The organism is Chromohalobacter sp. 48-RD10, assembly GCF_029889785.1.
Classification (GTDB): domain Bacteria; phylum Pseudomonadota; class Gammaproteobacteria; order Pseudomonadales; family Halomonadaceae; genus Chromohalobacter.
In genome coordinates this window covers 1-1,293 of sequence record NZ_JARANX010000143.1, presented here as the reverse complement: position 1 = coordinate 1,293, position 1,293 = coordinate 1, and the positions used below count along the sequence as shown (strand labels likewise).

2 protein-coding genes are annotated in these 1,293 nt (G+C 44.5%); both read left to right on the top strand.

Going from position 1 to position 1,293, the window contains the following annotated elements; translation table 11 throughout:
- On the top strand, window positions 1-895 hold an 895-nt coding region (locus OP496_RS17800), incomplete at its 5' end, for a hypothetical protein (protein ID WP_280565256.1).
- 41 nt (window positions 896-936) lie between these two features.
- On the top strand, window positions 937-1,293 hold a 357-nt coding region (locus OP496_RS17795), incomplete at its 3' end, for a glycosyltransferase (RefSeq protein WP_280565255.1).

Below are 1,293 nucleotides of genomic sequence, written 5' to 3'. Positions count from 1 at the left end.
AACATATGTAAAAAATCTTCAGCTTTTTGTGAACGGGACGAAAGAGAAGTTTTCTCTCACGGACTACCCAGAGCAGAAAGTTTCTATCCTGAAAGCTGGTCTGTCACGGCAGGAGCGCTATGATGTTGTTTTTAAGTTCCCTGACTTTGAGTGCGATGTCTCTTTGGTAGATGAGTTTGCAGCGTCAAACAGGAAGGTTTTGACGGCCATCTCTAAAGATAATGATGTCGCGTGGGTAGACGACTGGATTGAGTTTTACAAAGAGAATTATTCTGTAGACGATATTTTTATATATGACAATGGGAGCTCCAATTTTGATGATCTTGAAGCCAAGGTTGGAGAAAAAGCCAATATTGTAAAGTGGAATTTCCCCTTTGGGCCTACGGCAAAGCGTTTTAGTTCGTTTGCGCAGCCCGTAGCCTTGAACCATTGCCTGAAACGCTTTGCTCGAGGTGGCGTACTTTTCAATTTCGATATAGATGAGCTCTTGATATCCAGTGAAGAGAGCGTTATGGAAAATGTCTCTTTGCATGGTGTGGTTTATTTTGAGAGTCATAACGTGCCCTACGTTAATCCTGGGGAAAGCGATTATTCTTTTCGCGATTTTAAGTACCGATATCCGGAAAGGAAAAAGACAGCGCGTAAATTTGTATGTGATGCCGATTCCATGTTTTTGATCTCGCCACATAATACATGGCGTAAGAAGAATTACTTGCTTGGGAGTCGGTTGCGCAGGAATAAGCCGGATAGGCTGGTAGATGAAAACTCTTACTTTTTGCATTTTCTCGGCATTACGACGAATTGGCAGCCGGGTTTGCAAAAATTGAAGGAAGTCTCCACAGAAGGTTTGGTTGAGGATGAAAGCCATATACGGATGATGCCTGTGGCGAGCTAAAGTTAGCGATTGACACAAATGCTTGGAAAAGGAATTTCCAAATGCAAGAGAATGCAAGGAGCTTTTTGTTTGCTTCCGACCATTTAGGAGGCGGAGGCGCTCCAATCTCGATATTGGGCTTGGCCGAGGCGTTGGTAAGACGCGGCCATGACGTGACGATCGCAGTGCTGAGCGATAAGGTTCGGTATGACATGCCAAGTGGTGTGGCGATCAAGACAATCCCGTTCACGTATAAAAATGTCTGGCAAAAGCTGAGGCGTTTTCGGTTGCATGCGAGAAAGCTGGATGCATGGTTGGTTGAGAATAACCGATCATATGATGTCGTTATTGCTAATCTTTATTATACGCATCAGGTGGTGGCCCATTCTTCGCTTTCTCATCGGGCATGGCTATGTGCC